The following is a 23,647-nucleotide window of genomic DNA, read 5'->3' on the forward strand; positions in this document are numbered from 1 at the left end:
CTTATCTATCCATTACTAAATCAATTAAACTTAATGAACAAAGATGCGCATAAATGGCCGAATAGAAGCCCCGTTTCGCAAAATTCAATAAAGTTGCATCATCAAGCTGTTGCAGCTTAGGCTCATCAATCGTATAGATACCGTCGATATTCGTTTTTGTGCCATCCAGCGCCGTAACAGTAAGTGTTCTTGGTTGTAATAACTCGTGCTCCAACAATACTTTGATAAAGTACTTCGTCATATCTTGATAGCTAGCTTGTAAACCCGCGAGTTCGAGCTTCTTGGACAAGTAGTCCGTTTTCTCTCCTGTCTCAGTAAATAACCGGTGAGTTTCATTTTCAGCCACGGATGAGTTGTTAATATCTATGCCTAAAATAATCTTTTCCTCATCGACATGGGTCATGCCTAATGGATATAACTGCACTTGAATTGGTAAGTACCGTGATTGCCACAGCCCATTTTTTAGTAGCTTATTGGTATTCGGTTTTAGCGCGGTAATCGCTATCGAGACAAACTCACCTGTTTGGTTATTCTTTGTAAAAACAATAGGAAAGCTTGTCACAGCCGACATAAACTCTTGCACTTGCAGTGGTAGCATATGCACAGTTTCAAAGTAGCTGTAATCGACCTTATCACCAATAGCCAAATTCTTATGACTCGAGTCATTTAAAGGTACAAATTGTGTTTTCATTATATTTTTCCTTTTTACCCATTAAATTTAAAACGATTAAATAGATTGCAAACCATAGGTACAGATTTTATCGAGCAATTCCCTATGCTCAGGCAAACCATCTAGCATCCGTTGTTTTAGCTTCGACATTTTGTTCATATACATGTTCAAAGAGGCCGGTGTTGCCGACGAGCCGGCACGCAAATTAGTCTGATATTTCATGCCATAAAGAACGTATAAATAATTGTCTAAGTTAAACACTTCAAACTTAGATGGAAAATCTTCAGCAATAGGACTATAGGATTTCCATAGTTCGAGTCGTTGTTTTAATCCTTCGGGAATGGTCTCTGAAGCCTGATTATCGAGCCAAAATGATGAGTCAGTTCTATTCGATAAACAGTAATGCAGTTTGGCAAATTCTACGACCCGCTCCCATGCGTAGCCCACGGTATCATTAAACCGCTTTGCTAAGTAATCAACATCATCTGTATGTGCAGGGAAACGTTCTGCCAGAAAACGCGCGGAGAAATCCGTTAATAATATGGATGTCGCTTCAATCGGCTCTAAAAATCCTTGAGCTAGCCCCAAAGCTACGCAGTTTTTTACCCAAAACTGTTGACGATGGCCCACTGTCATTGGAATTTTACGATGCGGAACATCGGCAAGTTTGCCACCAAGATAATGGTCAAACTTTCGCTCAGCCTCTGACTGCGTCATATGAGCGGACGAATAGACAAATCCCGTGCCTCGGCGCTGGGTCAATGCAATATCCCAAATCCAACCCGCTTGATGGGCCGTTGCTTGAGTATAAGGGGGGATGATATCCGTAGGTTGCGTTGGGATTTGCGCGACTAATGCAGTATCAATAAACAGTTGATGCGCTTTACTGATAAATGGCACTTTTAATGCTTTAGCTAACAAAATAGATTCAAAGCCACTGCAATCAATATAGAAATCGAAAGAGAGAGTCCCTTGCTCAGTCAGCAAAGATGAAATTGCACCATCATCGCCTAAACGAACATCCTGCACCGTGGCAAAAATGTGCTCAACGTTGAATTTCTCAATCGCGTTTTTCGCCAGTAATTTGGCAAATTTCGCCGCATTTAGATGATAGGCATAACCTAACACCCCGGCATATTCAGGTGTAGTGATCAGCTTTGGCGCTTTGGCGGCCTCACAAACAAGATGCTGGGGAGAAACATAATCAGCAAAGTCACCTTGTTTCTCGGCCAACCAAGCAGAAACAGTATCTATGCCTTGTAAATTAATGATATCAAATAGATGGTGGTAGAAATTATCCTTACCATGTCGCGCTTTATCTAACCAATTTACAAATTTAATTGACTGCTTAAACGTCACATCGCATGAGCGAATAAACTCTGATTCACTGATCCCAAAACTCTGTAGTGATTTCCGAATGGACGGAACAGTACCTTCACCAACACCGATGATAGGAATATCAGGAGATTCAATCAGCGTGATGGATAGTTCAGAGCGCCCCTGCAACACTCGTCCTAAATGATTCGCCGCTAACCAACCTGAAGTCCCGCCCCCTATAATGGCTATTTTTCTGATTGTCATAACGCGCCTCTAAAATTGCGTAAGCTGAGTTTATTGTTGGTGTTTTTGATAATAAAAAGCCTAGCGATTGCTAGGCTTTTTCGTCACTGAATTGAATTAGAAGCGCAGTGCTACACCAAGTTTGTAGCGAGCTTCACCATCGAAGCTCCACACTGGGTAGTTATCTTTAAACTCACTGATAACGCCTTCAGCATCAACAGGTGATACACCTTTCTGAATGCTATCTTCTTCAAGTAAGTTAACCACTTCAAATGTCACAGATAAGTAATCAGTTACATCGTAGTTAGCACTTAAATCTAGCGTGCCGTAAGCTTGATGCTCGCGGTTACCATAGAAGCCTGGTAATTCACGCATCATGTACTCAGAACGCCAGTTATAAGCTACACGAGCAGAGAAATCATCAATTTCATAGTAACCCACTAAGTTAACGGTATGCTTAGATGAGTCTGAGAACACACCTACGCGGTCCGCATAGTTTTCAGCTGGAGATGAAGCATCTGCAAAGGTGTAGTTAGCTGAGTAACCAAAACCATTGTCAAATGAGTCTTGCAACTGCAACTCAATACCATCGATAGAGCCACCGTTAGCATTATAGTTTTCACTGACGGTCCAGCAGTCATAGATGCCAGCACCACAAGAACTGCCACCTTGAGCAACTAAGTTAGGGTCATCAATACCAATCTGTTGGTTCAGCTTTTCTCTAGTCGAAATGAAAGAGTTAACATCTTTAATGAAGTAAGTAACAGCAAATAAGCCTTCACCGCTGAAGTACCATTCTAAGCTCAGATCCGCCTGAGAGGCTTTGAACGGCTGCAGATTCACGCTACCAGTCACTTTCTTCTCGTTGCCAGGCGTACCATCGTTAAAACCTGGTAACTTAGACGTGGCGAAGAGATCTGCATAGTTAGGACGAGAAATAACTTGCGCAGCTGATGCTCTTAAAATTAAGTCACTTGCCAAGTCAAACGCAATGTTCATGCTTGGTAAGACATCGTGATAGCTTGCTTTATCAGTACTTAAATCATCAGCATAGGTACCAGTTTGGCTAAACGCGTAGTAGTCAGACTCAACATCGGTAGAGATATATCTTAAACCGAAGTTACCGCGTACGCCTTCACCAGCAAAAGTAGCCATAGTGTACAGGGCTAAGTTTTTCTCTTGCAGAGTACCGTAACCAGACTTATCTAAAGTAAAGCCATCGATTGCGCCATAAGCATCTCTGATCATATTGTCAAAAATTGGCTTAGGTAAGGTAAAACCTGCACCAGATGACATAGTGCCAGAGTAATATTCTGAGGCATCTTTTGCGACGATATTAGATGATTGTGCAGCCTCTGTCGTTTGAGTTACATCGTGGTCTGCATAGCTAATACCTGATTTAATTGAGGTAATAACGCCAAATTCAACCGGAACTGTAATATCGAAGGTCGCAAATGATTCTTCGTCTGTGTTAGGTTGTTTTTTCAGTGCCCAACCAGCCGTTTCTAATTGACCGTTGAAGTCACCAGCATCAAATGAGTTGTTTGCAATGTTGATGTCAATCACATCACCAGTTGCATCATAAGTCCCTGCGAAATCTTCTGGTTTACCAATTGATTGACCGTAGTTAGAAGTAAGATCGGTACCACCTTCAGCTTTAGTTTTACCGATACGGCCTTCTAATTTGAAGTTATCTGCTTGATACGCGAAATCTAAATCCACAGTATCTGATGACATACTTGCTTTACGAGCCCATGTTTGTGCCCAAGCAAATCCGCCGTTACCAGTGTGTTCAACTAAAGTACATACGCCTGCAGCATTTTTCTTAAGACAAGTATTCTCACCTTGCTGGGTTGGGAATAAGAAAATTGATGTGTTCGCGTTGTTAGCATCGAGCTGTAAGCTCATCAGATTCAGACCGAATTCGAGATTATCAGTTGGTCTGTATTGGAATGCAGCATTTAAAGCTGTGCGCTCACGCTCTTGCTGGAAAGTCGTGGGAACAATTTCCCCCCAACCTAATAGAGTTTCAATACCGTTACGTTGATATTCTGTCTGATCCAGAGAACCAGCCACTAGGAAACCGAACTTCTCATCTTCCGTTTTCCAGCTGTACAAGCCTGAAGTTTGTGGATCAATTTCTTCTGAAACGGTTCCGTAATCCCCCTTTGCACTTAAAAATACCGAATTAGCATCTAAATCAAGCGGTTTACGTGTCTTAACTAACACTGTGCCGCCAATACCGCCCTCTGCAATATCGGCTTGTGAAGATTTCTTAACTTCAATACCACCAACCATTTCTGGAGGCATTAAGCTGTAGTTAAAGCTACGGTCGATCGCTTGTTGATCAAACCAACCAGTCGAAGCAACTGAATGGCCGTTCAGTAAGGTGCTCGTTAATTGGCTTGAAGCGCCACGGATAGAAACTTGCTGTCCTTGACCAAACTGACGGTTTACAGCAACGCCAGGAATACGACCTAAGGACTCCCCTACGTCACCATCAGGGAATTTACCGATATCTTCAGCAGTCACAGCATCAACGACTGAGTCAGAAAAACGTTTGTCGTTAACAGAAGCTTTCATCGAAGCTCTCATACCACGAACTTCAATTTTCTCAATATTTTCTGGCACTGCCGCAACGGCGGCTTCAGCCTCAGCAGCAACAGCTCCGATTGAAACAGCGCTGCCGAGTAGGATAGCAATGTTTGTAGCTAGTACACTTTTCTTAAAGGATGATGGTCGCATCTCGTTTCCCTTCCATAACTTTATTATCGTTTTAGTATTCATAACCATTCCGACGGAATGACAACGCTGTCATGTCTAGTGCAAACATTACACAATAATTAACAGCCTTGCCACAACAAAATAACTCTGGACGAAAAAAAATGTCATAAAGCGAAGTATTGAGAAGAGAAAAACCAATATAATCAAGCAAAAATAATCACTTAGATATTTTGATGTAAAATTACAACTTATAACCGAGTGTTAACAGTTGAAAAATGCCTCAGTTTGTAACAATTCAGCATTGCTATACGCGGTAAATGCTCGCACTATAAGAAGCATAATAAAAAGTAAGCTGACAACGCTGTCGGCTTGTAAATTGCGCCTAAAGGATTTAGGTTCATCAATTAGCTAGCCCTTCGCACATTTGAATAAAGAGTTTGTAGATCAATGAAAGTCACTATCAACGACGTCGCTAAATATGCTGGAGTGTCAATCAAGACAGTTTCCCGCGTAACCAATAACGAACCTTCGGTAAAACAAGCCACGGTTGATAAAGTGAACGAGGCCATCAAGGCATTAAACTACCAGCCCAATCTCGCCGCCAGAAACCTTGCTGGCACAAAATCCTATGCCATTGGTTTTATTTATGATAATCCCAACGCTTATTACATTATTGATATGCAAAACGGGATTTTGTCGGCCTGTAAAGATAAAGGCTATGAGCTGGTTATTCATCCTTGTAACGCCAAATCTGACACCATTTGCGATGAACTGACTCAACTAGTGAAACATTCGCGACTGGCAGGTTTAGTGTTAACACCGCCTCTTTCTGAAGATCCTAAAGTCCTTAAAGCCTTAAGTGATATTGACGCTAACTATGTGCGAATTATTGCCGGCGAAGGTGATAAAGAGCAGGATGGGCTGACGATTTTAGTCAATGACAAATTTGGTGCGGTGGAAATTACCCAACATCTAATCGACTTAGGCCATAAAGAAATTGCCTTTTTAAGTGGCGATCTACACCACGAGTCTACCAAAGAGCGGTTACTTGGTTATAAACAAGCATTAACAAAAAATCGCCTGCTTCTGAATGAAGATTACATAATTGAAGGAAAATACTCATTTGAGTCGGGCGTAGAAGGTGCTAACACTCTGATCAAACAAAAGAACCGTCCAACAGCAATTGTTGCCTGTAACGACGAAATTGCTGCTGGGGCACTTTTTGCTGCTCGTTTAGCAGGGCTAGATATCCCGGGCGATCTATCCATTGTCGGCTTCGAAGACAGCCCATTCTCACGCCAAACATGGCCGAAACTGACAACAGTGCATCAACCTAACGCTGAAATTGCCCAAGTGGCAACCGAGTTATTAATCGCGAAACGCCGCGAGCAAGATGCCAAGTTTGCAAAAACATTTACGCCAGAGCCTGTGATACGAGACTCTTCAGCCTCTCCAAAGCATTAATCTCCAGCCCAGTAAGACTAAAACAAAACAGAGAGCCAAGGCTCTCTGTTTTATTTTTCAATTAATGAGTTAATGCAATTTCAGCTTTGGCCTTTGCCATTTCAGTAGCTTTTGCGCAATGCGATAAATAATTGCGGAGAACCAGCCATATAGGCTCGCTAAGTGTCTTTGGTATAACGAGATATACATGATCCTTGCGATATGTCCTTCCACGAAGAAAGTTCCTGAACGCAAATTCCCCATTAGATTACCGACCGCAGAAAAACGACTTAAAGACACCAGAGAACCGTAGTCTTTATACACAAAAGGTTTTTCCGCCTTCCCTTGCAAACGGTTCACAATATTCTCATACAGAGTATCCGCCATTTGTGCAGCCGCTTGAGCGCGCGGTGGCACAGGTTGACCAGACTCGAGAATTAATAAAGCGCAATCCCCAAGCGCATAAATATCTTGATGACCTTTTACTCGCATACAAGCATCAACTTCCACTTGATTGCGCGGCGTAATCGGCAACTTAGAGAAGTTCTGAAACGCTTTTGGACCTTTTACACCAGCCGCCCACACTTTAAGCCCCGCTTCGATAACATCACCATCCTGTGTAATAAAGCCATCGCGGGTGACTTCTTTAACCTGCACCCCGATATGCAAACGGATGCCAATTTTATCCAATACCGCTTGGGCTCTTGCGCTCACACGCTCGGGTAACTGTGGGAGAATTTTTGGTGATGCTTCAATAAGATGCACATCTAAATGATGCTTAGAGATATTGAGGTAACCATACTCTTTCACCGACTCAATGACATGGTGAAGCTCAGCGGCTAATTCGACACCTGTGGCGCCAGCGCCAACAATACCTATGCTGACTTTCTCTTGTGTTTCATTGAGTTGCAGTAATGCATCTAATAATTTTTGATGGAATAAGTTAGCGTTATCTAAACTATCAAGAAAAATACAATGCTTCTCAGCACCTAAGGTATTAAAACTATTAGAGACCCCACCTAAGGCCAGCACTAAGTAATCGTATTCAATTTGACGGGGCTCCAGTAGCAATTCACCCGAGTCACTGTAAACCGCAGCAAGTTGGATTGTTTTGGCATCGGGCTCACATTGCTCAATTTCGCCACGAATATATCGATAACCATTCTTAAGACCATGATCTCGATACAGTAATCCCTCGATAGACTGGTCAATAACCCCAACTGCGACTTCGTGTAATTTTGGCTTCCAAATATGGATTGGGCTTTTATCAATTAAGCAAACATCGACGACATCACTACCGCCCATCTTGCGGCCTAATTTAGAGGCTAGCGCTAAACCTGCCGCCCCACCACCTACTATCACGATTCGTTTCGTAGCCAAAATAACAACCTCAACAAGCCTATTTAAGTGGCTAAGTTATACCATGGAACAGATAAGAGATAACTACTTTAGTCTAACTAAACAGGCTATTTTGCATTAAAGATATTTCAGGAACAGAAAGACTTAGTTCCATCATTCATAAATTTTAAGCAACAAAAAGGGGCCTAATGGCCCCCTCTTGAAACGGATAAATCACACCGCTTCTTCGTTCTCTTCACCAGTTCGAATGCGGATAACACGTTCCACATCAGTCACGAAAATTTTACCATCGCCGATCTTACCTGTGCGAGCCGTTTCCACAATGACATCAATCGCTTGGTCGACTAAATCATCTTGAATGACGAGTTCAATTTTAACTTTAGGCAAAAAGTCGACCATATACTCAGCGCCGCGGTAAAGCTCTGTATGCCCTTTTTGACGGCCAAAACCTTTTACCTCAAGCACTGTCATCCCGGTGATACCTATCTCAGCAAGTGACTCGCGTACATCATCCAATTTAAAAGGCTTAATAATCGCTTCAACTTTTTTCATCAAACATTCCTCGGCACTTGCTGACAGATAATCAAATAGAATGCCATTAGCTTACACGGGGTTAGGCGATTATTGAAGTATAGGCAGCGCTTTCCTCATAAAACACAGTTTCTATAAAACAATTCTTAGTCCGTAAAAATCTAAAAGGCTCATTGGTACGCTTCTATACTTAAACAGCAGCAGTTTTGCTCCATAGGCTCGTAGGATGCGAGCGACATTTATAACAAAGGATCTGTTATGAAAACTCTATCACATGGTTTTAGCTTGATTGAACTCATCACTACGGTATCCATTTCTACCATTCTGTTATCGATTGGTGCTCCCTCGTTAAGCGATTTCAACACGAGATTTAGAGCTGATAGTAATATCAAAGTCATCCAGCAAACACTGATGCTCGCCCGAAATCATGCCATTTCCTTCAACCGAAAAGTGACAGTCTGCGCCTTAAGCAACAATCAGTGCATATCTAACTGGCAGCTTGGTTTGACGGTATTTATCGATGTTAACAGCAATAGTCAACTCGATAGCAATGAAACGACTATTTTTACCACTAATGCTTTTAATACCAGAGATACAGTTATCTACAATCGAACCTTAATTCGTTTTCAACCAGATGGTCTTGCGTCTGGTACGAATGGAACATTGAAGTATTGCCCATCAAGTCCCACGAGCCCCTACTCGCGAGGGATTGTGGTAAATCAAGCTGGCAGGGCAAGACTATCGACTGATGCCAAGATCCGCTGCGGATAAATGACGCGTATTGATTGAAGGCATTATCAACTGACAGCATAACAGGATTAAGACTACCTTTTAGAAACTAAACAGCACAAAGGATGCAACTTAGATACTGAAATCCCGCCTATTCTCGCTTATACTTTAGTTTGTATAAGTGAGGGTTGAGTGCATGCTAAATAAATTGCTTGGTTTCACACTGGTTGAACTGATGGTTACGATTGCAGTGGCCGCAATATTATTAACCATCGGTGTACCATCTTTAATATCCGTCTATGAAGGTGTGCGCGTTAATAATAATATCGCCAAAATTCATGACATTATGGTTTTTGCCAGAAATCAAGCGGTCAGTTATGGCGCAACAATTAAAGTTTGTGCATCAAACGGAAGTGCATGTGGTACGAATTGGGGAAATGGGATTAAAGTTGTCAGCCCTGATAATAAAGATATTCGTGTTATTGACGCATTCAATACAAATGACAGTGTAAAAAGCAATTCGGCGAGTTTTACCTTTAGCTCTGAAGGCATGTTATCAGCAAACAGTGCTGTAGAAATCATCTATTGCCCAGGTGGCTCCGCGACAAACTCCAAGAGTGTAAACATAAGCTCTAGTGGGCTAATCTCTTACGGAGCAGATGGTAAAAGCTGTTCGTGACAGAAGATATTCCGCACACATTAGCTTATCTCAAGGTTAGCTCATCCATTTTTTTACTGTTTTCATTAGTGAACTCTTTGCTAAGCTCAACACACTCGACTACCTCTTTAATAAAGAATTTCTTTTTATCTCCACCTACTTTTTGCTTACTAGGAAGACTAGCCATATTCAAATTGACATCTTTAATCCTCCATCGATAAAACAGCACTTTATCACCATTTGTCGTTGTGACATGGCATTTGTAATCCTGCATAACAACTGTAGGTTCCGCAGCAAACACAAATGTAGGCAAAGCTAATGCTAAAGCAATACAATATCTTATCATTTCCAACACTCCGCAGAAGGCCCCTTTACACTAGCAGATGTCATCGTAATAGTCGCACACGTTGAGTCTCGACTAGCCTGCGAACCTTGTGCAGTCGCAGTAATAGTGAATGAACTGGTACCACTTGACGCTAAACTATAACGCCCATGCTCTGTAACAAAAGGACTAGCGGCTAACCCCAGCTTGGTCATATCTGTCGCATAGGCTCGGTTATCCAAATAATACTGCTCTTGAAGATTCGCAACCTTCATAACCGCCGCAACACCTTCAGACCGCCCACTCTTAACCACGTAATCAATGTATGAGGGATAGGCTATCGAAGCCAAAATCCCCACAATAACAACAGCGATCATGACTTCAATTAACGTAAACCCTAGCAGTCTATTCTTTTTCATTAATGTTCTTACTCATCAATATGATAATAAATTTTGTTAGTCTTTAAGCCGCTACCCAATTCGATCGTTCCCTTACATTCACCGTTTTCACACTCGCCCTTACCTACACCGATAACATACGCTTTCGGCTCTTCACCTGGTTTTGGCTCAGGGATAACAATCTGGGGAGTATCAGGAATACGTTCACCAACCTCATAGTAAAGTGTATTTGATGTTCGAGTACCTTTATGTAGGTCAAATACGTAAAGTCGTCCCTGTCCTGAAAAACCACATACCCCCGCATCCAAATCAACGGCTTGGTTCGTCGGCGGAACAAATGAGGTGAAATAAACCTTACCATCAAAAATTAGTGAGGAAGATAGGCTTTTCTCTCCCGTGGCAGGGAAATCATAATACCAACCTCTCTTTTGCCCAAAAGCAATATTATCACTCTGCGAACTAGGTGCTGCAGAGGTAACATCATATAGATTAGAAATTGTTAGAGGGGCCGGTATATCGGTCCCAGTGAATTGTTTAGTGACAACATTTCTATCCTGAAATACATAAAACATGTCATTAGTGGCGATGTCCAATGGATGCGTTCTATTACCCGTACCCACTGTGACAGCGTCATAAGGGATACTCTGATAGGATAAGACCCCATTTTCAGAATGAATATTATTAAACTGGGTTTGTGCCACTGTAGGTTCAGCAAAAAACATCCTGTTATTAGGGGCACTCGTTGTTGAAATTTTAGCAAATTGGAATACAGACCAATTGGTTTTATCGGTCGAAGGTAAATCTATTCGCCAAATACTACCCTCAATATCACTTGCATATATCCGGTCAGATATACCGTCATTATTACTGTCTAAAACAGCCACTTTATTTGGGATACTGCTCATTCCCGTTGCGGTAAACTTGGTCACAAATTCACCCGTAAATGCTTTGACAATATAAACAGCCGCCCCAGAACCATCTGCTGATTCCATCCCGCCACCAAAAATCAACACAGGTTCAGAGATTGATGGGATAAAAGTCACGACAGGTTCAGACCAACTTTGACCTAAGTCTTCAAACTTTTCCGTACTAGAATTGATCATCCACTTATACTGTGGTGAATCTGGATTTGTGATATCTAACGCATAGTAAGATGTGCCGCCGCGCCTCATTCCAAGGAAAACCCAAGCCTTATTGACCTTGCCAACCGAATCCGTTTCAGTATAAGCAACGGGTGATAAGTCCATCCCATAAACACTGTGAGTACCTGTCGAATCATCCTGTCTTAGTGTTGGAATGTTATGCACTAATTCAGATGGCATAAATGCCCAGGACTCAGTAACAGAACCAACAGCATAGTCGCCACTACCCGTGTCTGAATCTTTAAACATATGTACCAATCCCTGATTGGTACCAACTAAGATTCGAACATCAAGATTTTCAGATGTCACATTGCCATCTGCATCTGTTGTAGGTTTATTACCGAAGTTAATAGCGAGAGGTTTCGAGTGAAGAGGATCCCCCATAATATCATCTCGGGGGTCGGTATAGGTTTCATCATTATCTTCATCATCAACATCGACACCATAAATCCAATCTCTATTCTTGGAGACAGTATCAGAAACGGAGCTAGTTGCAGGACTTCCTAGAAGAGAATAAAAACTCGAGTCGCTTATTGTGGTAAGCAAACTCAAACCACTTCCATCATTTATGTATATTTTTCTATTTTTCAATTGGGACTTTAAGGTCGGTAACACCCCACCCGATTTAACCTTATTACCATCGATGTTACCCGCAGGACAGGTATTCCAATAGGTACAAGTATCACTTGAAATATTACCATTAGTATCAATTGCTCCCGTTGTTCCACCGGGACCGACAATCTCACCAGAGGAATTGACCTTCAGCTTTTTCAAATTGCCACTCCAGCGAGGTCCGCCACCGGGTAAAAACATAGCAAAGTAAGCTGAGTTATAGGTCTGTGTTTTATCGAAGTTGTTACTGGCAATACTCGGAGAGGTAAATGATGAATCTATGGTCAGAATAGACTTTAATGCGTCGTTCATCGCTTCGACTAAATCAAGGCCCGTTTTAGCAACGTAATAACCTTTAGATACACCATTCACTCTTGGACTTCCGCCCCTAAAAGCCGCTTCTTCCAATAGCGCTGCTGCTTTGTCCGCACCGTCAGAAAAGCCAATGGTAAACAATCTCACGTTTTGTTTGTTATCAACACCATTCGAATCTTTCGGCCCAACAACAATATCATTGTTGTACATATAAGCCGCTAAAGCAGGCAAATAGCTAAAATCATCTTGATTACGGTCATTTTTGAAACTCATCGCACTGTAGTCACCAGCGACTTTAGCGGTTGAAGTTAATTGCTTAATCGAATCATCCGCTGCATGATCGAGTGTTGGCGCACCATCGGTAATATAAATCACATATGCGGTGTCCGGGCATGTTTTAAACTTCGTTGCGTAGTTTCCACTCATCAAGATGCTTGAAGGACTATTTGGCGTATAGTTATCAACTTTGTTATTTCCAGTCGCGTTTTTATCATCATTACCAAAGGTGACTGGGCCGCCACTAAAAAACTGATAAGCCTCATATAATGTTTCACACAGAGGTGTATTGGTTTGAGCAGGCATATCTCTGATTAAAGAGATTAAAGACGACTTATTTGCTTCCGTCATTTCGGTCATATCATAAATAATACGTCCGCCGTCAGCATAATTTTCGGTTGGATAGTTCAAGTTATAAACGGCAAGAGCAGCATCAATAGGAATAGCCAATGACTCTAATGCTGACTTAAGTGCATTTTTCGCGACATCTAAACGAGTACCAGTACCGCCACTGTTCTGCCCTTCTGTTGTAGTTGTAGCCCACTTGTACCACACTAAGTAATGTGCAGAGTAAAGTGTCACCGGTGTTTCAGTTCCAAACTTTGTATTATTTAAGCTATATAAACGATCTGTCTCAGAGCTTCCCGATGTATACATTTTATTAGAATCAACAGGATAACCATTTGCAAACGTTGTGTTTTTATTAGTTGAACCTGGATTTTTAGGGTCTTTATTGAGAATATCTTCGTAGCAGTCAACAATATCGTTCTGATTAAAACCATTATTGTTTGCTAAAGACTCCCACCTATTCTTGTTAAATTCACGTAAGTATCCAGTGTAACGCCCCTTATCCACTAAAGCTTTGGCTGCCGTATTACAATTATTATTCCCTAAATAAAAACGACGACCATCGTTAGGATCATCAGGTGTAGGCATATTGCTAGTATTATCTATACCGCCAGCATTCCAATAAGTGCCTTTATCATTGATATATCCAGAATAACTATTCATATATGTCTCAAATCCTGCAGGATAGGTACAAGTACCTGCAGCATGACCAGCTTGGGAACAATATGAGCTGACAGCATTCTGATCTTCCGTTGACATACTCCCTGAGTTATCAAAGATAAATAACACCTGTGGGCGCTTGCCAGTCCTTACCGTTGAGTCAACAAGATAAAGCTCTGTATCATCTGCATGTATTTGCCCTGCAATAATGACTGTAGCAGCCATAAGAGCACAAAAGATTTTTTTCAACATAACTTTAGTTTCCTGTTAGCACTTGTTGCTCTACACCTGAAACAACGGTTAATGAGCCAAGATTGTCCCGACCAAAGGTCACTGAACTGCTAATCTCGGCCCTTCTACAGCTAACCAAATTTGCCCCTGTCGCATTTGAGGTTCTTTGACATCCTACATCACGCACACCAGTTTCAGGCAATGGCTTCAATGTCTGACGACTATTAAATACTGTTGTATCTGCTTCTGCGTTAAGGTTTGCCAATTGCTCACCCGAATAATCTGAAATCACCTGTTCTAAACCACCATCGGCAATGGCTTTAGCTTCGATTCTTTCTGCACCCGCCCCTGACATTCGCAACGATTGTGTAGAGTTAACCGCCAACGCAACACCAATAACTGTCATAAGGACCAAGACAATTAATGCAAAAAATAACACTATCCCTTTCTGCTTTCTCATCACTCATGGCCTCAATTAACTGCGTATAAGCACAGGATTTTCCAATACTATTGTTGTCGATAATACCTTACGACGATAATGGTCGTTAGCAGGAATAGTGATGGTTTTGTCTCCCAAAAGGTACTCAGTCTCGTTGGTATAGCTCTTGTCTTCGTTAATCGATCTCACCAGTACAAACGCTTTTATCGCGACCAATCGCTGAAAGCCTTCGTTATCCCACATCAATGATGTGACATCTTCAGCAGGCATAAAGCTATCAGGAGTGCTATCCCCGTCATTATCAAAACCATATAAGAATCGAATGTTCTCAATGCCTTCAACTAACTGCTCATCGTTACTCATGCCTGTACTGGTTAAGGTTTTACGCCTTAGGATAGGAATTTGATTTGCATCATTTGCAATAAAATACACATGGTGTTGATATTCCCATGTTCTCGGATTTTCAAGCGTCGTTGTTGGAGTCGCACCAACAAAAAATACCGCCTGAGAAGAATTTGCAGCGACATACACTGAGTTTGCACTCCCAGCCGCGACATTGGGTCCAATAAAGCGTTTTAGCTGCAAAACATCTGTATCCGCATTAACATCACTATTCCCTAAACAACTAAGATGAGTACTTGTTGCGGTATTTTCATATCCCCACAAACGCCTAAAATGGGCCGGCTGATTGTTAGGTAGCGTCGCGTTATTCAACCCATCACCAACACAATCAGCGGTTATGGTAGTAACCTCGATGTTAGTATTTGTCCCGACGATAAAATCAGTTCCCGTTAAATCCCCCATAAAACCTAACTGACTAATATCTCTTTCCATTATGGCCAAGGCTATACGACCATTCTCTTGCAACTGATTAAACTGGCTTGTCGTTGTCACGTTTGATGACGACATGCTAAACATGGTAAATACACCGGCAGTCAAAAAAAGCCCGATAACCATAGCGACCATCAACTCAACGAGTGACATTCCCCGTTCCATGGTTTTACTTAACGTCATACGAAATGATTTTTTCATCTAAATAATCACTGTTTTAAGTGAAAAAATGCGCCTATTTTCAGTGTCAGCACCACAAGTGTCTGCAGCATCCGCAACGGCTGAAGTATCAATGTTGGTCTCACGTATGCCTCGCCAAGTAATCACAACTAGAACATCACGATTATTCACTTCAATACAAGCTGTAGGAGAATCCAATCCCCCAACGTTTTGAGTGCCAACAGTCTCAGACTCTCCGGTTAACGAAGATTGCCATTCAAAAATATCCCACAACTTTAATTCTGCTGGATTACAAAGTGTTGCGTTTTCACACACCTTTGCGACGGAACTTGGCGCGCCAGTGTATTCTCCTGCATAGCTATCAAGCTGCGTTCGATTTAGCTTCATGCGGTTGATAATATCATTGGCGTAATAGGAGGCTTGTGTTTGCTGAAAAGATTCAAAGCTGCCGCGCTTGGCCACAATGTGTAAATTAAAAATACCGATCAAGCCAATCACTAGAATCACCAATGCGACAAGCACTTCAATTAAAGAGAAGCCCCGTTGAATTCTGTTATGCGTCAACCGTTCGAATTTAGTCATATTTTTGACAAGCTTTTCAGCTATTTACCCTTTTAAATCTTAATCTTACGATAAAAACATTGCTAGCAGTTAATAATAGATGAGTAAAATGTAAGTAGCCAGTAACAATAGCATATAAGCGTTAATTCCATTATGCCTTGTTTGTATTTGGTGAATTTTGATAATAAAAAAAGAGGCCATTGGCCTCTTTTTATTCATCACATTGATTAGAATGAACTAGCGTAATTCCGCTGGTACGGCAAAGACGGTATCTTCTTTACGCCCTTCAACTTCGGTGACGACACTCGGTGCTAATTTTGCAATCGCTTGAACCACTTGCTGAACCAGCACTTCTGGTGCCGATGCGCCAGCGGTCACTGCAACTTTTGTCACATTTTCAAACCAAGATGAATCGATATCATCAGCGGTATCAACCAGATAAGATTGAGTTCCGGTTTTTAATGCCAACTCACGCAAGCGATTAGAGTTAGAGCTATTTTTCGAACCGACCACAATTAACAGATCCACATCGGCGGATAAATTACGTACCGCATCTTGACGGTTTTGCGTCGCGTAACAAATATCATCCTTACGCGGGCCTTCGATGGACGGGAAACGCTTTAATAAGGCGCTGATGATATCGAGCGTATCATCCACCGACAGCGTCGTTTGAGTCACGAAACAGAGGTTATTAGGATCGCGAACTTCTAAAGTCTCGACATCTGCAGGGGACTCAATCAGATAAACACCACCATTGGGGTTATCATATTGTCCCATTGTGCCTTCAACTTCAGGATGCCCCGCATGGCCAATCAAAATACATTCAATCCCCTTGCGACTCGCACGGGTCACTTGTAAATGCACTTTGGTGACTAACGGACAAGTCGCATCGAATACTCGCAACCCACGCGCTTTAGCCTCGGCGCGTACCGCCTGAGAAACCCCATGCGCACTGAAGATAACAATATTGTTATCCGGTACTTGGTCTAACTCTTCAACAAAAACCGCACCGCGGTCCTTCAGGTTTTGCACCACATAGCGGTTATGCACGACTTCATGGCGAACATAAATTGGCGGCGAAAATAACTCGAGCGCGCGCTCAACAATGCTAATGGCTCTGTCCACACCAGCACAAAAGCCGCGAGGATTAGCCAGCATAATATTTAAACTTGGGCTGGTAGGATCTAATTTCATCTTACAGTACCTTCACCACGTCGAGTTCAAATGTGACTTTCCGTCCAGCTAGAGGGTGATTGAGATCGACCGTAATCGAATCGCCCGCAACCTCACGCACAATACCGGGGATCTCACTGCCACCAGGGCCGGCGAAACTGACGATAACGCCAACCTCAAGCTCCATATCAGCAGGAAAACGGGTTCTATCCATATAATGAATCGCATCGGGATTTGACTCACCAAATGCATCGACGGCTTCAAGCGTAAAGCTGTGCTTGTCGCCTTCATTTAAGGAAGCAAGCTGCGCTTCAAATGCAGGACTTAAAGTACCATCACCGATATTTAAACGTGCTGGCTTACCCGAGGCTTTAGTGCTATCGGCGGTCGAACCATCTTCAAGCACAATATTCATATGGCACAATAACGAACGTGTCACAGTCACTACTTCACCTCTTCGGTTTTATCTTGTTCGGATTTGCTGTTAAAAAACGAATCCCAAATGATCAGCACTGCGCCGATAAAAATCGCGGAATCAGCGATATTAAAGGCAGGATAATGGCTCTTACCCCAATAAAAATCGATAAAATCCACTACAAAACCATGCATCAATCGATCGATTAAGTTACCTAGGGCGCCACCAATCACTAAGGTGTAAGCCAAATTTAACTTCCATAGGGATGCCGATTGCTTGCGCAGCCACACAGTCAACAAGGTACTGAAACCAACGGCCACTAAGGTAAATAACCAACGTTGCCAACCACCTGCTTCACTTAAAAAGCTAAATGCGGCGCCATAGTTACGTACATAGGTGAAATTAAAAAAAGGTAATAACTTCACCGATTCGAACAAATCAAAATTGGCTAAGACCCATTGTTTGGATAGTTGATCGGCCAAAAACACCAATACAACTACCCAATACCAACGTAAGCCACTGTCTTTCCAAGTTAATGGCATACAGATCCTTTACGCAAACAGACGAACTTCGCCGTCACCTTCAATATTGGTTACACAGCGATGACACAGAGTCGAGTGGGCTTCGATAGTGCCAACCTCTTCCCTATGGTGCCAACAACGTTCACATTTTTGCGCTTGTGTCGCACTAACAATCAGTTTTAACGAAGCAAGTTCAGTCTCAACTGCATCGCTTGTCGCATCCGCCAATGGCAACACTTTAGCTTCTGACGTTAACAACACGAAGCGAAGCTCGTCACCGATATGGGTTAATTGCTCAGCTAATGCGGCATCGGCAAATAAAGTCACTTCCGCTTCTAATGAACCGCCGATACGTTTATCACGGCGAGCCTGCTCAATCACTTTGTTGACTTCGTTACGAACGGTCAGCAGATTTTCCCAGTAGGCATCGCTTAAGTCAGTGTCTAAGGTGACCGATTGAAGGCCTTGATACCACTCTTGAGTAAAGACATAGGCATCGCGTTGACCTGGCAGTAATTGCCACACTTCGTCGGCTGTAAAGCTTAAGATTGGCGCAATCCAACGCACCATAGCTTCGGCGATATGGAACAGTGCCGACTGACAGCTACGGCGAGCATGTCCTTCCTGCTTGGCGGTGTACTGGCGGTCTTTGATGATGTCTAAATAGAAACTACCTAACTCAACCGAGCAGAACTGCATCAGCTTTTGGGTCACGATATGGAAGTTATATTGCTCGTAAGCTTCGATAATTTCTTGCTGCAGAGCTGCCGCGCGGCGCACCGCCCAACGATCTAACGCCACCATATCTTCTACAGCCACTAAATCCTTAGCAGGATCGAAGCCATTAAGGTTAGCCAGTAAGAAACGAGCGGTGTTACGAATACGGCGATAAGCATCGGCGCTACGGTTTAAGATTTCATCCGATACCGTCATTTCACCGCTGTAGTCGGTTGCAGCAACCCAAAGACGCAGAATGTCTGCACCTAACTTGTTAGTGACTTGCTGCGGCGCAATGACGTTACCGATAGATTTCGACATCTTGCGACCTTTACCATCAACGGTAAAGCCGTGGGTCAGAACTTGTTTGTAAGGTGCTTTACCAGTCATGGCGGTAGAAATCATCAGTGATGACATAAACCAGCCGCGGTGTTGGTCGCTTCCTTCAAGATATAAATCAACGCCATGGCCATGGAATTCAGGACGAGCGGCCACAACCGATGCAAAGGTAGAACCTGAGTCATACCATACGTCTAAGGTATCTGTTACTTTACGGTATTGGTCGGCTTCTTCACCTAATAGCTCTGCAGCATCGAGATCCCACCAAGCTTGAATACCCTCTTGCTCGATACGGCTTGCAACACGTGCCATTAACGAGACGCTTTCAGGGTGCAGCTCTTCGGTTTCGCGGTGTACAAACAGGGTAATAGGCACGCCCCAGGTACGTTGACGTGAGATACACCAATCAGGGCGATTCTCAACCATCTTCTCGATACGGCTTTGGCCCCAATCAGGGATCCATTGCGTCTGTTCAATTTCGCTCAGTGCATTTTTGCGCAGGCCATGGTTATCCATAGAGATAAACCACTGCGGCGTTGCACGGAAGATAATTGGCGTTTTGTGGCGCCAGCAATGTGGATAGCTGTGACGATAGGCAACATGATGTAATAGCGCGCCTTTTTCCTTCAGCAGAGCTACCACGTTATCGTTGGCTTTGAATACGTGTTGACCGGCGAAGAACTCGGTATCTGGCTTATAAACACCGTTATCGCCAACTGGGTTTGCCACTTCTAAGCCGTATTTTTGACCTACAACGAAGTCGTCTTGACCGTGACCAGGTGCAGTGTGAACTACGCCAGTACCGGCATCAGTGGTCACGTGGTCGCCTAAAATCGCAGGTACATCAAAGGCTAAGAATGGGTGCTGGAAGCGAACCAACTCTAGTACAGCGCCTTTGATTTTACCTAAAACGCTGTGGCTCTCGGCGCCGTAACGTGTCATACAGGCTTCAACTAAGACGTCTGCTAGGATAACGGCTTTCGTCACGCCATCTTTGACAAATTCAACCAAGCTGTAATCAAGCTCAGGACTGATAGATAAGGCGCGGTTGGCAGGCAGTGTCCAAGGTGTAGTAGTCCAAATCACCATAGATACTGGATGTGAGTAATCGCTTACACCAAACTTAGCGGCCACATCTTTGCTATCGGTCGCAGTAAATGCCACATCGATTGCAGGAGATGTTTTATCTTCGTACTCAACTTCGGCTTCAGCCAGCGCAGAACCACAGTCAGTACACCAGTGAACTGGTTTAACACCTTTATGTAGGTGACCGTTTTCAATGACCTTAGATAGCGAGCGAACGATGTTAGCTTCGGTCGCAAAGTCCATTGTCAGATATGGCTTTTGCCAATCACCTAATACGCCTAAACGAATAAAGTCAGCGCGCTGGCCATCAACTTGCTCGGCGGCATATTTACGGCATTCTTCGCGGAATTCGGCTGCTGAAATCTTTTGACCTGGCTTACCGACTTTTTGCTCCACTTTTAGTTCGATTGGCAGACCATGGCAATCCCAACCTGGAACATATGGCGCGTCAAAACCAGCCATGGTTTTTGACTTAACGATAATGTCCTTAAGAATTTTGTTTACTGAGTGACCAATATGAATACTGCCGTTCGCATACGGTGGGCCGTCATGCAAAATAAAAGGTGTGCGGCCAATTCGGCTATCACGGATCTGCTGATACAGACCGTCTTTCGTCCAGCGTTCTAACATCTCTGGCTCGCGATTTGCCAAATTACCACGCATCGGAAACTCAGTTTCCGGCAAATTCAAAGTAAATTTATAGTCGCTCATTGATCCTATACCGTTAATTAAACTGATAAATATCAGCCTGCATCGTTACCAAATAAAGCTCTGGCCTCATTTGCATCATTCAAAATCTGTTGTTTTAGTGCATCCAATGAATCAAAGGGTTGTTCATCACGAAGTTTTGCCACTAACTCAACCTCAACATGCTTGCCATAAATGTCACCTTCAAAATCAAAAAGATGCACCTCAAGCTGACAAACTTGACCATTTACGGTCGGGCGGAAACCAATGTTGGCAACCCCTTCATAAATATCGCTATCTTCCCAATAGAGTTTCACCGCAAACACCCCGCGCACCGGCACTACATTGCGCTTGAGGGCGATATTAGCGGTAGGAAAACCTATGGTTCGACCAATTTTTTGGCCATGGGCCACGCGGCCGCTTAAGGTAAAGGGATGACCGAGTAGGCGTCTCGCCTGCTCTAGGTTTCCTTTAGCCAATTGTTCTCTTACCGCGGTCGAACTCACACGTTGCGAGCCCACCATAAAACTCTGGGTGCTAACCACGGTAAAGCCATAACGAGCTCCCGCCTGCATCAGCATTTCAAAATTGCCTTTTCGGCCTTGACCGAAGCAAAAGTCATCGCCAACGACAAGGTATTTTACCCCGAGCTTGCGCACCAGCAGTTCTTCGATGAAATGCTCCGCTGGTTGATCGGCAAAGGCGCGATTGAAGTTAACACACACTAACCGTTCAACGCCTAACTCATCGAGCAGGATGATTTTATCCCGCAATAGACTCAGACGCGCGGGCGCATTCTCACCACGGAATAACTCCTGTGGTTGAGGTTCAAATGTCATCACAGTCGACGGTAGCGAGAGCTGTTTGGCCTTTTGCACCAGATTAGCAATCACCTGTGCATGGCCGCGATGCACGCCATCAAAATTACCTATCGTCAGCACACAGCCATGGTGAGATGACAAAATGTTATGTATACCGCGGATTAATTCCATAACTTTAGACAACTGCCAAGCGCAAATCGGCTGATTATATAACAGCTAACGATAAGAATCAGCAATCAAACTCCCCGTTTCATTGACCAAGGACGAATTCCTAACGCCAATAAGCCAAGTAAATACGTCATAGCGCCAACAGCAATCAAACCAATCAAAGCCTTAGCACGCCCAACTAACTGCCATTCCAACCATTGGGATTGCGTAGGTAAGAAATAGTACAAGACTACCACCATCAAGGCCGTTGAAACCACGGCTTTAAGGAAAAACACCACTGTTGGCTTAGAAATTCGGTAAACACCCGCTTTGTGTAGGCCGCGATATAAAAGGGTCGCATTCAGTAAAGCCGACATCGATGTCGCAATCGCTAAGCCAACATAACCAAAGGGAATCGCAAAAATGAGGTTAAAGCCCATGTTAGTGATCATGGCGATAATGCCGTAACGCACAGGAGTCTTTGTGTCTTGGCGTGAGTAATATCCAGGCGCTAACACTTTGATAAGCATAAAGCTGAGTAAACCACTGCCATAAGCCATCAAGCTGTAGGATGCCATCTCGACGTCTTGGATAGAGAAGGCGCCGCGCATAAACAGCACCATCAACATAGGTTGGGCCAGCACAATCAGCCCCATCATGGCGGGTAATCCTAATAAAAGAATCGCCTTAATGCCCCAATCCATGGTTTTACCAAAGCCATCCCCTTCGGCATTCACATGATTGCGAGATAAAGCTGGTAAAATCACGGTGCCAATGGCAATACCGAATAAACCGAGTGGAAATTCTAATAAGCGGTCTGAATAGTAAAGCCAGCTGATGGAGCCCGTCATGAGGAAGCTGGCGATAAAAGTATCGAATAATAGATTGATTTGTGAAACTGACACACCAAACAGCGCAGGGATCATCAAGGTTCTGATCTTCACCACACCTGGATGCTTCCAACCCCATGATGGTTTAACTAAGGCCTTTTCTCTAAGTAAGAAGGGAATCTGGAATAAAAACTGAATTAAACCGCCACAGAACACCCCCCATGCCAAGGTAATTTCAGGCTGGGAAGACGTCGGCGCAAAAAACATTGCCGCCGCAATAATAGCGACGTTTAAGAATACAGGGGTAAAAGCTGATACCGCAAAACGACCACGGGTATTAAGGATGGATCCCGCTAACGCAGTAAAGGTGATAAACCACAGATACGGGAAGGTGATTTTAAGCACAACGGTTGCCAGCTCAAACTTAGCGCCATCGGGCTCATTGTTAAGCCAAGCTACAAACCAGCCGCCACCAAATAAGGCCGACAATACGGGGGATGCGATGACACCGACAAGCGTCACAATGGTCACCAACAGCCCTAAGGTCCCCGCCACTTTACTGAGTAACTCTCGGGTCTCATCCGATGTATTTTTTTCTTGATATTCGGTCAGTACGGGAACAAATGCCTGAGCAAAAGCACCTTCAGCAAATAATCGGCGTAAAAAGTTAGGAATTTTATTAGCGAAGAAAAAAACGTCGGCGCTTGTCCCTGCCCCCATTAAATTGGCAACAACTACATCTCGAACCAAACCTAAAACACGAGAAATCAACGTCATAGCACTAACAATCATGCCAGATTTCAATAATTTTTTACTCAAACGTCCCCCAGACCTACATCGAATGGATTAGGTGATTCATCTCAAAAAATCGACTCAGGCTCTGTCACACTGCGGCAATAGCTGTTAGAATTGCGCCACATAT

20 protein-coding genes are annotated in these 23,647 nt (G+C 43.4%); 3 read left to right on the forward strand and 17 right to left on the reverse strand.

The features are described 5' to 3' along the window. Position 1: 1 nt before the first annotated feature. The 3 genes from K0H59_RS15750 to K0H59_RS15760 all read right to left on the reverse strand — a co-directional run bounded on the left by K0H59_RS15750 (position 2) and on the right by K0H59_RS15760 (position 4,975). On the reverse strand, positions 2-691 hold the full coding sequence (locus tag K0H59_RS15750) for a SapC family protein (protein WP_220053656.1): 690 nt from the start codon (positions 689-691) through the stop codon (positions 2-4). A gap of 36 nt (positions 692-727) precedes the next feature. Further along, the gene (locus K0H59_RS15755) at positions 728-2,251 is read right to left on the reverse strand and encodes a tryptophan halogenase family protein (RefSeq protein WP_220053657.1); all 1,524 of its coding nucleotides are present in this window, start codon (positions 2,249-2,251) and stop codon (positions 728-730) included. Between the two features lie 96 nt (positions 2,252-2,347). Beyond that, a complete protein-coding gene (locus K0H59_RS15760; protein WP_220055618.1) occupies positions 2,348-4,975 on the reverse strand; it encodes a TonB-dependent receptor in 2,628 nt (875 codons plus the stop codon). Between the two features lie 426 nt (positions 4,976-5,401). On the opposite strand from K0H59_RS15760, the gene K0H59_RS15765 reads away from it, so the two are divergent. Further along, positions 5,402-6,418: a LacI family DNA-binding transcriptional regulator gene (locus K0H59_RS15765; RefSeq protein ID WP_086903855.1), complete on the forward strand. Its 1,017-nt coding sequence runs from the start codon at positions 5,402-5,404 to the stop codon at positions 6,416-6,418. A 69-nt stretch (positions 6,419-6,487) separates the two neighbouring features. Here K0H59_RS15765 and K0H59_RS15770 read toward each other — a convergent pair whose 3' ends face one another. Both K0H59_RS15770 and glnB read right to left on the reverse strand, forming a co-directional pair. Beyond that, positions 6,488-7,777, reverse strand: coding sequence for an NAD(P)/FAD-dependent oxidoreductase (locus K0H59_RS15770; RefSeq protein WP_011717954.1), 1,290 nt, complete (start codon positions 7,775-7,777; stop codon positions 6,488-6,490). A gap of 192 nt (positions 7,778-7,969) precedes the next feature. Next, on the reverse strand, positions 7,970-8,308 hold the full coding sequence (gene glnB, locus K0H59_RS15775) for a nitrogen regulatory protein P-II (protein WP_011073353.1): 339 nt from the start codon (positions 8,306-8,308) through the stop codon (positions 7,970-7,972). 237 nt (positions 8,309-8,545) lie between these two features. Between glnB and K0H59_RS15780 the strand changes: the two genes are divergently transcribed. Both K0H59_RS15780 and K0H59_RS15785 read left to right on the forward strand, forming a co-directional pair. Next, complete coding sequence (locus K0H59_RS15780) at positions 8,546-9,058, forward strand: GspH/FimT family pseudopilin (protein ID WP_220053658.1); 513 nt, start codon at positions 8,546-8,548, stop codon at positions 9,056-9,058. A 154-nt stretch (positions 9,059-9,212) separates the two neighbouring features. Then, on the forward strand, positions 9,213-9,695 hold the full coding sequence (locus K0H59_RS15785) for a GspH/FimT family pseudopilin (RefSeq protein WP_088210432.1): 483 nt from the start codon (positions 9,213-9,215) through the stop codon (positions 9,693-9,695). Positions 9,696-9,720: 25 nt separating this feature from the next. Here the strand turns inward: K0H59_RS15785 and K0H59_RS15790 are convergent, their stop codons facing one another. From K0H59_RS15790 to murJ, 12 genes are all read right to left on the reverse strand, one after another. Then, entirely contained in the window at positions 9,721-10,020 is a 300-nt protein-coding gene (locus K0H59_RS15790; RefSeq protein WP_220055619.1) for a TapY2 family type IVa secretion system protein, read from the reverse strand. Continuing rightward, a complete protein-coding gene (locus tag K0H59_RS15795) occupies positions 10,017-10,415 on the reverse strand; it encodes a type IV pilin protein (RefSeq protein ID WP_220053659.1) in 399 nt (132 codons plus the stop codon). The genes K0H59_RS15790 and K0H59_RS15795 overlap by 4 nt, the downstream gene beginning before the upstream one ends. Before the next feature lie 8 nt (positions 10,416-10,423). Then, positions 10,424-13,999 carry a pilus assembly protein gene (locus tag K0H59_RS15800; RefSeq protein ID WP_088210429.1) on the reverse strand — a complete coding sequence of 1,192 codons (3,576 nt, stop codon included), beginning with the start codon at positions 13,997-13,999 and terminating at the stop codon, positions 10,424-10,426. Positions 14,000-14,003: 4 nt separating this feature from the next. After that, on the reverse strand, positions 14,004-14,438 hold the full coding sequence (locus tag K0H59_RS15805) for a PilX N-terminal domain-containing pilus assembly protein (protein WP_088210428.1): 435 nt from the start codon (positions 14,436-14,438) through the stop codon (positions 14,004-14,006). Between the two features lie 15 nt (positions 14,439-14,453). Next, positions 14,454-15,431 carry a PilW family protein gene (locus tag K0H59_RS15810; protein ID WP_374911698.1) on the reverse strand — a complete coding sequence of 326 codons (978 nt, stop codon included), beginning with the start codon at positions 15,429-15,431 and terminating at the stop codon, positions 14,454-14,456. A gap of 18 nt (positions 15,432-15,449) precedes the next feature. Further along, complete coding sequence (gene pilV / locus K0H59_RS15815) at positions 15,450-16,010, reverse strand: type IV pilus modification protein PilV (RefSeq protein ID WP_088210426.1); 561 nt, start codon at positions 16,008-16,010, stop codon at positions 15,450-15,452. Between the two features lie 216 nt (positions 16,011-16,226). Further along, positions 16,227-17,183, reverse strand: a complete 957-nt coding sequence (gene ispH, locus K0H59_RS15820) for a 4-hydroxy-3-methylbut-2-enyl diphosphate reductase (protein WP_088210425.1) — start codon at positions 17,181-17,183, stop codon at positions 16,227-16,229. 1 nt (position 17,184) lies between these two features. Beyond that, a complete protein-coding gene (gene fkpB, locus K0H59_RS15825) occupies positions 17,185-17,607 on the reverse strand; it encodes an FKBP-type peptidyl-prolyl cis-trans isomerase (protein ID WP_069454418.1) in 423 nt (140 codons plus the stop codon). Further along, a complete protein-coding gene (gene lspA / locus K0H59_RS15830; protein ID WP_011623704.1) occupies positions 17,607-18,119 on the reverse strand; it encodes a signal peptidase II in 513 nt (170 codons plus the stop codon). Before lspA ends, fkpB begins: the two co-directional genes overlap by 1 nt. A gap of 9 nt (positions 18,120-18,128) precedes the next feature. Continuing rightward, entirely contained in the window at positions 18,129-20,951 is a 2,823-nt protein-coding gene (gene ileS / locus K0H59_RS15835) for an isoleucine--tRNA ligase (RefSeq protein ID WP_088210424.1), read from the reverse strand. 32 nt (positions 20,952-20,983) lie between these two features. Next, positions 20,984-21,919: a bifunctional riboflavin kinase/FAD synthetase gene (gene ribF, locus K0H59_RS15840; protein WP_088210423.1), complete on the reverse strand. Its 936-nt coding sequence runs from the start codon at positions 21,917-21,919 to the stop codon at positions 20,984-20,986. Positions 21,920-21,984: 65 nt separating this feature from the next. Further along, positions 21,985-23,544, reverse strand: coding sequence for a murein biosynthesis integral membrane protein MurJ (gene murJ / locus K0H59_RS15845; protein WP_088210422.1), 1,560 nt, complete (start codon positions 23,542-23,544; stop codon positions 21,985-21,987). Between the last annotated feature and the right edge of the window lie 103 nt (positions 23,545-23,647).

This window comes from Shewanella sp. FJAT-51649, assembly GCF_019457435.1.
GTDB lineage: Bacteria > Pseudomonadota > Gammaproteobacteria > Enterobacterales > Shewanellaceae > Shewanella > Shewanella mangrovisoli.